The organism is Microvirga soli (assembly GCF_016734765.1).
Classification (GTDB): Bacteria; Pseudomonadota; Alphaproteobacteria; order Rhizobiales; family Beijerinckiaceae; genus Microvirga; species Microvirga soli.
Window position 1 is genome coordinate 1 of the sequence record NZ_JAERQE010000102.1, and the last position, 6,940, is coordinate 6,940.

6 protein-coding genes and 1 riboswitch are annotated in these 6,940 nt (G+C 62.0%); all 6 genes read right to left on the bottom strand.

Annotation, left to right across the window (positions count from 1 at the left end; genetic code table 11):
* Window positions 1-105: 105 nt before the first annotated feature.
* The 6 genes from JKL45_RS28910 to JKL45_RS28935 all read right to left on the bottom strand — a co-directional run bounded on the left by JKL45_RS28910 (window position 106) and on the right by JKL45_RS28935 (window position 6,632).
* A complete protein-coding gene (locus JKL45_RS28910; protein ID WP_201865219.1) occupies window positions 106-1,839 on the bottom strand; it encodes a DNA polymerase/3'-5' exonuclease PolX in 1,734 nt (577 codons plus the stop codon).
* 475 nt (window positions 1,840-2,314) lie between these two features.
* Window positions 2,315-2,971, bottom strand: coding sequence for a choline/ethanolamine kinase family protein (locus JKL45_RS28915; protein ID WP_201865220.1), 657 nt, complete (start codon window positions 2,969-2,971; stop codon window positions 2,315-2,317).
* Window positions 2,972-2,996: 25 nt separating this feature from the next.
* The gene (locus tag JKL45_RS28920; protein ID WP_246499102.1) at window positions 2,997-3,767 is read right to left on the bottom strand and encodes an energy-coupling factor transporter transmembrane component T family protein; all 771 of its coding nucleotides are present in this window, start codon (window positions 3,765-3,767) and stop codon (window positions 2,997-2,999) included.
* The gene (locus JKL45_RS28925) at window positions 3,740-5,428 is read right to left on the bottom strand and encodes an ABC transporter ATP-binding protein (RefSeq protein WP_201865221.1); all 1,689 of its coding nucleotides are present in this window, start codon (window positions 5,426-5,428) and stop codon (window positions 3,740-3,742) included. The genes JKL45_RS28920 and JKL45_RS28925 overlap by 28 nt, the downstream gene beginning before the upstream one ends.
* The gene (locus tag JKL45_RS28930) at window positions 5,403-5,987 is read right to left on the bottom strand and encodes an ECF transporter S component (protein ID WP_201865222.1); all 585 of its coding nucleotides are present in this window, start codon (window positions 5,985-5,987) and stop codon (window positions 5,403-5,405) included. Before JKL45_RS28930 ends, JKL45_RS28925 begins: the two co-directional genes overlap by 26 nt.
* A 36-nt stretch (window positions 5,988-6,023) precedes the next feature.
* Complete coding sequence (locus JKL45_RS28935; RefSeq protein ID WP_201865223.1) at window positions 6,024-6,632, bottom strand: YkoF family thiamine/hydroxymethylpyrimidine-binding protein; 609 nt, start codon at window positions 6,630-6,632, stop codon at window positions 6,024-6,026.
* Window positions 6,623-6,734, bottom strand: a riboswitch (TPP riboswitch). It overlaps the preceding gene by 10 nt.
* Between the last annotated feature and the right edge of the window lie 206 nt (window positions 6,735-6,940).

A 6,940-nucleotide genomic window follows, 5' to 3' on the forward strand; every position in this document is an offset into this window, starting at 1 on the left:
TCCACCTCTATCGCATCAACGCCATGGCAGAATGGAGAGCCGCGGCGGGTCTCATTGATTGAGCTGGTTAAGCGGCCGATTTGCTTTCGGTGCGCCCGGTGTCAGTTAATGTGACATCGCCTGCAGCGTAGCCCGCTTGGTGAGATATCTCACGAGTTCATCACGACCCAGGCAATTCAGCACCCGGTCCGGCGGAATGCCTCCCTTGCGGGCCATCACTACACCCCAGGAGGTGAGATCAAGCTCATTGGCACTATGCGCGTCCGGGTTGATGCTGAACATGCACCCAAGGTCGAGCGCTCGCTGATGCCAGCGCCAGTCCAGATCCAGACGCTGAGGATGGGCGTTGATCTCAACGGCTACCCCGTGCCTGGCGCAGGCCTCCAGGACCTTCTCAATGTCAATCTGATAGCCTTCCCGGCGGCGGAGCAGCCGGCCCGTCATGTGGCCGAGGATGGTTGTGAACGGGTTGGACACCGCCTGAAGAATCCGCTCGGTTTGGGTCTTGGCATCGAGCCTGAAGCGGCTGTGCACACTCGCGACGACGAAGTCGAAGCGCGCCAGCACCTCGTCCGGATAGTCGAGCGAGCCGTCTTCGAGGATGTCAGACTCGATCCCCTTTAAGATTCGGAAGCGGCCTTGGTAGCGGGCATTCAATTCGTCCGCGAGTTTGTGCTGGTCGGCGACCCTCTCGACTGAGTGCCCGCCGGCATAGCTGGCCGTCTTCGAATGATCCGCGACACCGAAATACTCATAGCCTTTGGCCCGCGTCGCCTCGGCCATTTCCTCGAGCGTGTTGCTGCCGTCCGAGAAGTCGGTGTGGCAGTGCAAAAGACCCCGAATGTCCTGATCGGCCACGAGTTCGGGTAATCGTCGCGCCGCAGCAAGGGCGATCTCTCCCCTGCCCTCCCGCAGTTCGGGTTCGATGAAGGGAAGATCCAGCGCCGCATAGACGTCCTTCTCGTCCACGCAGTCGACGAGGTGCTCGCCGCGGTACAGCTCTCGCTCATCGAGACGCAAGCCTCGGCGCTCGGCAAGAGATCGGAGTTCATCGATGTGCTCGGACGAGCCTGTCGCCAGCACCAGCGCAACACCATAGCGCCGCCGGTCCGTCAGCCACACCTTGGCCCCCTCAGTGAGGTTGACAACCTCAATCCCTGCGTGAGCTGGGGTCTCGGCCACAAGAGCGAGATCCGAAACCAGCTCGGAGCCACGCCGGAAGTCACCGGCGGGAACGATGCGGGTGAGTTCGGGATGCGACCGCCTGAGGTTTGCTTCCAAGATGCTGAGGTGCTCGCCGGCGCGATGGATGAGCCGCTGCCCGTGCGAACGCCGCATGAGTCCGATGCCAGTGAGTACCTTGTCCTGAAAGGCTGGACCGAATCCCTTCGCCGCCTTCAGTCTGTCCTGTCGGCATGCCGCTTCGAGCTCATCGACACTTGTGATCCCGAGCTTGCGGTAGAGGTTCAAAACTTTCTGTGGGCGCAGATTCGGGATCGCCAGCAGTTCCAGCACGCCCACTGGCACCTCGGCCCGCAGGGCCTCCAGGCGCGGCGTGAGGCCCTCCCGGTGCAGTCGTTGGATCGTCTCCGAGAGGGCGGCGCCCACGCCCGGGATCTCCTGAAGTCGTCCTGTCGCGATGACATCCTCAAGGGGCTCGCTGAGCAGCAGGAGGCTCTCGGCCGCCCGGGTGTAGGAGCGGGCCTTGTAGGGGTTCTCGCCTGCGAGCACGAGCCGCTGCCCGATCTCGACCAGCAGTCTGGCGACGGCGAGCGCATCCAGGCCCTTGAGGGCCTGTGACGCCATATCTGAAGGCGACAGGGCTGGTTCTCGGTCCATGCGCACTTCTAGCAAGTAGTGGCTCTCCCCCTGGTAACGTCTGGCAGAACCCGACAGTTTCCGAAAGCGAACTGACCACCCTCGCCTCTCTGCCGGATCAACGCAAGATTTAGTTCTGACTAAGCGCCTAGAGAGAATGGATCGGCAACCTCTTAGCCGAGATCTGAGAGGCTCTGTATCGGTCGGCATTTGTCAGAAATACTGAGTTCTATTTCAGCTCCGCGAGCCACATCGTCCATTGTGAATCGTCAGCCAATTGCGTTGCTGTTACCAGCCGCTCATGTCTCCATGCATCTAAAGACGAGCAGACGTTCGTGCTTTTCTGAAGTGCGCCCCAGAAAGCATTCAAGGTGCAGGCCAGCAGCTTGAAAACCTGCAGCCTTCCATACGTCACAGTGTCATCATCGTAGGACGCGAGCAACTGCTGTTCTTGGGTCGTGTTGAAAGCGCCCTCGACACACAAGTAGGCCAGATCCTACGCCGGATCGTTCACGCGGGCATATTCCCGATCAATGAGGAACATGCGTGATCCAGTATCAAGACAATTCTCCGGCACCAGATCACAGTGACTCGGGACGAGCGGCACAGACGAAGCCGTTACACGTGCTCGTGCTTCTTCCAACGCGGCTTCCAGCTTCGAAGGCAGGACAGGAACGTCATGACAGAACCGCTGGCCTTCAGCTCTGTAGTCGTCGATGATCTGGAAAGGGTTGAAGCGTCGCTTTAAACGGTGGCCCGACCGATGGAGGCGGGCAACCACATCAGCCGTGCGCTGCACCGACCTTGGATTGGACCGATAGGCTTCGATGCTCATGGGCCTTGCTCCCTCAATGTAGCGGGTCAGCATCACACCCTGAGGATTGGCATAGAGCAGGGAAGCTCCAATCCCGGCCATCCCGGCAAAGGATGCTGCTTTCACCTCCTCCTCACGGTCAATGCGGAACGATCCAGGGTTCGGCCTTGGCACCCGCAGAACGAGAGAGCCACCGGGCAACTCTAGGCGGTAGTTGGAATTCGACAGACCTCCAAGCGGAATGGCGATTTGCTCCAGGCGCAGGCCACGCAATGCCGGAACTGCTTCGGCAACTTCCGGTGAGATCGCATCAAGCTCAGGGTTATGCCGGCTCTCCATGTCCCACCAGAGGCAGTGCCAGTGTTTAGCGCAATCCAACGTCGGAGACGACCGCAGCGCCGCACAGAGTAACTATACCAAGTGCCACAACGATGAAAATCATATCTGACCGGTTGAAGCCGGGAGCGCTCATGACCGTCCGCGGCCCATCTGGCGAGAGGCCGCGCGCTTCGAGCGCGACCGCCGTTCGCCCGGCGCGGCGGATCGCGAAGGCAAGCATCGGGATGACGAGGTGGATGATCTCTCCCGGTCCCGGCACCCGCCGGATGCGGCGCCCCGTCTTCATGGCGCGGGCGATCCGCATCTGTTGCGCCTCCGATGCGAGATCCGGAACAAGCAGCATCGCGGCAAAAAGAGAATAGCCAATCCGGGGCGGCAATCGGGCATGCACCATCAGGGCGCGCACGAAGGAACCGGGATCAGTAGTCAGCGCAAAGAAAGCCGAGATCATTCCGCAGGCGACGGCACGCAGGAACAGGGTGAGGCCTGCTGAGACCGCGGGCGAGCTCAGGAAGGCCTCACCAGCCATGCGTGTGGCAAAATCGCTGTCTTGCCGGAATAGCAGGCTGGTGGTCAGAAACCCGAAGCCGAACAGACAGAACGGTACCATCAAGACCAGAAGAAGCAGCGGCGACGTGCGATTGAGAGCGATGAGCGTGAAGCCTGTCACGACGATCAGGGCCATCTGGAAGCGCGCATCGAAGACAAGGACGGATGCCAACAGTCCAACGATGCAGACGAGAAGCTTGCTGAGCGGATTGAGCGCCCTCAGCATGAGGCGACCCGCTGCAACCATTGCAGTGCCCTGGCACAGGATGGCTCCGCCAGTCCGGCCCGCTGGAGGAGAGCCAGGTCCCTCATCAGCTCCTCTGTCGGACCGTCAGCCAGGATGCCGCCTTCACCAACGACGATTGAGCGAGGGCATAGGCGCAAAGCGAGGTCCATGTCGTGGGTGATGACAGCGATAGCATGCCCACTCCCCTGCAATGCCTGGATCTCGCGCATGAGCGTCGATACACCGTGCGCATCGAGGCCCGCCATGGGCTCATCCAGCACGAGCAGCGGCCAGCGGTCGGAGACGGTGAGGGTCGCAAGGGCGAGCCTTCGCTTTTGGCCCTGGGACAACTCGAAGGGGTGGCGGGTCTCGAACCCGGACAACCCCCACACTGCCAAAGTGCCTGCTACATGTTCGGCCTTGTCCTTTGTAGAGATCTGTTTGGGAAGAGCATCCAGGATCTCGTCACGCACCGTCCCAGCGGTGAACTGGTTTTCCGGCCGCTGGAACGCACAACCGCCGGGTGCGCCGATCCTTTTACCCGCTTTCAGCGGCAGGAGGCCGGACAGGCAAAGCCCGAGCGTCGATTTGCCTGCCCCATTGGCTCCGAGAATTCCGAGGGTCTCGCCTTGATGAATGGCAAGGTCGATGTTGCGCAGGACCGTTGGACCGAGGAACGGCGCGCACTCGGCGGTCACAAGCCGCGCCAGGATCGGAGTATCTGGTGCAGTATGAGGGCTTCGCACCGTGTACTCAGCCACGAACGCCTCGACCGCCGGGATGGCTCTGTCGACGTCCTCACCGGAGGTGGTTCCAGGATCAACATGCGCCAAGGCCTCGTCGACGGACAGCGGCGCAACCGGAGGAGCAATGCCCGCCTGCTCCAATCGCGCGTCGAGGGCACTCGCCACCGGGCACCAGACGCCCTGAGAGGCCAGAAGATCCCGCTTGGCCCGGAAGACGGTGCGTGGACGCCCCTCGGCAAGGATGCTGCCGTCTCTGCCGAGGACCACCATGCGGTCGATGTGCTGAATCAGACCATCAAGCCGGTGATCGACAATGAGGACACTGCGATGAGGGTCGTGCTCGGTCAGCAGCGCGTGCAGGCGGTCCGCTGCCTGCGGTGCAAGATGTGCCGTCGGCTCGTCGGCCACAAACAAGGGTGCATTCTGCACGAGCGTCGCAGCCAGGGCGACGAATTGCCGTTCGCCTCCCGACAATGTTGACGTCGGACAGCTGCGCCAGCTCTCCGGCACCCCGACCCGCCGCATCGCCGCCGTGACGCGGTCCGCAATATGCTTGGGCGGCAGGGCGCGGTTCTCCAGCGCAAAGGCAATCTCATCCTCAACCCGCATCCCGCATAGCGTCTGGTCCGCGTCCTGGAAATACTGCGCCACCTGCGCGGCCCAGGCCCAGGGTTGTCTCATCCCGACATCCGCCCCGAAGAGGCGGATGTCTCCGCTGACCGTCGCGGGGATGCTGTTGGGCACGAGGCCCGTGAGTGTCAGCAAAAGCGTGGACTTGCCCGAGCCCGATGGGCCCAGCAGAAGAACGCGCTCGCCCGGCTGGACCGTAAGGCTGACTGGCCCGACAGCCTGCCCCTTGGCAAAGGGATACTGAACCGTCACCTCATGCCATTCGGCAGCAAAGCCGGCTTTAGGCGATGACGGATCGCTTCGCATGATCGATGGCCAGACCGGCAAGCGCTCCGGTCCTGTACAGCGCTTCCACAATGACGTGTCCGAGCCACCCGCCCAACAGGGCGCCGCTCAGGCAACGCAGGACGAACATGGCAATCAGGATGCCGAGTTGAAGGGCACCGTAGTCGAAGCGGATCCAGGTGTAGATGAAGGATAAGATGGCGGCACCGACACCGGCTGCCATCAGCACCGGCAAGGAGTAGTTGCGCCATCGGGTTGCGGCGAAGACCGCCTCGGCGCCGGAACCCTGAACCGCACCGGTTACCAGAAGCAGCAAGCCTGCCGGGCTGCCGAGCAGGATCTGCACCGCTGCAGTCAGAACCTCCGCAGCGAAGGCGACGCCTGGCTTGCGGATGATCGCGGCAGCCACAATGGACGCTATGAACCAGAAGCCCATGACCACATCCATCGTCACCGGCCCGAAGACTGCCTGGGCGATCAGCCAGACCTGCACCCAGCCCAAATAGAGGACGGCAAAGACTGCGCCGAGAACGGTGACGATGAGGGTCTCCCTCAGCGTCCAACCTCGCGAACCGGACATGATGATCTCCATGATGTGGAGGTGATGGATGATGGCTTAAGCGGCAGTCGGGCTGTTGGCCGAGACCTTGAGGTCGAGGGCAACATGGCCCTGCGGCGCGCCAAAGCGCAGGAAGGCCTCGCTCAAAGTGGCAAACACGGCACCCGCATCACCCCGCAGCTTGGTGCAGAAGTTCTTGGACCGGTCGAATACGCCGGAGTTCTTGAGGAACTCGATGCAGCCGTAGATCTCGTCCATGTGGTGGCCGCTGCCGAGCGGATAGAGCGAGAACTGGGCAGAGACCACCTGACCTGTCTTCCGGGCCGCCTCGACCTGCTGGAGGGCGGCTGTGATCCGCTCTGCGAGCGGCTGGCCATAGCGCGAGTCGTTCACGGGCGTGCAGATCGGATCGTCCGGTTCGCCCGGGCACCCACGTGAGACGGTGGCGGCCAGAACGCAGTGCACTCCTTGACCGGCCGCGGAAATGAAAAGCTCGCGCATGGCCGGAAAGAGCTGGTCGGGCGGACCGACGAGAAGTGTCGAGAGATCGTCCGTTTCGATACGGAAGTTCGGCCGGTAGGGTTCAAGCGCGCCGATCGCGCCGAGGATAACGCCGACGAAATCGTCGGTCATGGGATAAAGGGAGACTTGTGCGCCGGAAAACATCGTGTGCTCGCTCCGCTGGTATTACCCAGATCAGCTTGAGGGTCCGACGATTTGGCACCGTCATCTCAGCCCCGGCGATACGGAGCACCCCTGTCGATGGAACGTTCCTAGCACCAGTCGCGGCGCAAGCGCAACCTCGTCGGAATGACTTTTCTTGCTGCCTTAGTGTCGTCTCTGCCCTGCCATGTAACCCTCCCGCAGGTAGTCTGTCAGACAATAAGGGGCCTGGCAGGGTTGCGTCGCAAATTTCGATCAGGGACACGAAGACGTCCGACGCCCCGTCACAGGTTCAGGCCGCAAGCAGATCG

Bases quoted from the DNA above. Each gene is read 5' to 3' on its own strand.
- JKL45_RS28910 (WP_201865219.1), bottom strand. From the start codon at position 1,839: ATGGACCGAGAACCAGCCCTGTCGCCTTCAGATATGGCGTCACAGGCC.
- JKL45_RS28915 (WP_201865220.1), bottom strand. From the start codon at position 2,971: ATGGAGAGCCGGCATAACCCTGAGCTTGATGCGATCTCACCGGAAGTT.
- JKL45_RS28920 (WP_246499102.1), bottom strand. From the start codon at position 3,767: ATGGTTGCAGCGGGTCGCCTCATGCTGAGGGCGCTCAATCCGCTCAGC.
- JKL45_RS28925 (WP_201865221.1), bottom strand. From the start codon at position 5,428: ATGCGAAGCGATCCGTCATCGCCTAAAGCCGGCTTTGCTGCCGAATGG.
- JKL45_RS28930 (WP_201865222.1), bottom strand. From the start codon at position 5,987: ATGTCCGGTTCGCGAGGTTGGACGCTGAGGGAGACCCTCATCGTCACC.
- JKL45_RS28935 (WP_201865223.1), bottom strand. From the start codon at position 6,632: ATGTTTTCCGGCGCACAAGTCTCCCTTTATCCCATGACCGACGATTTC.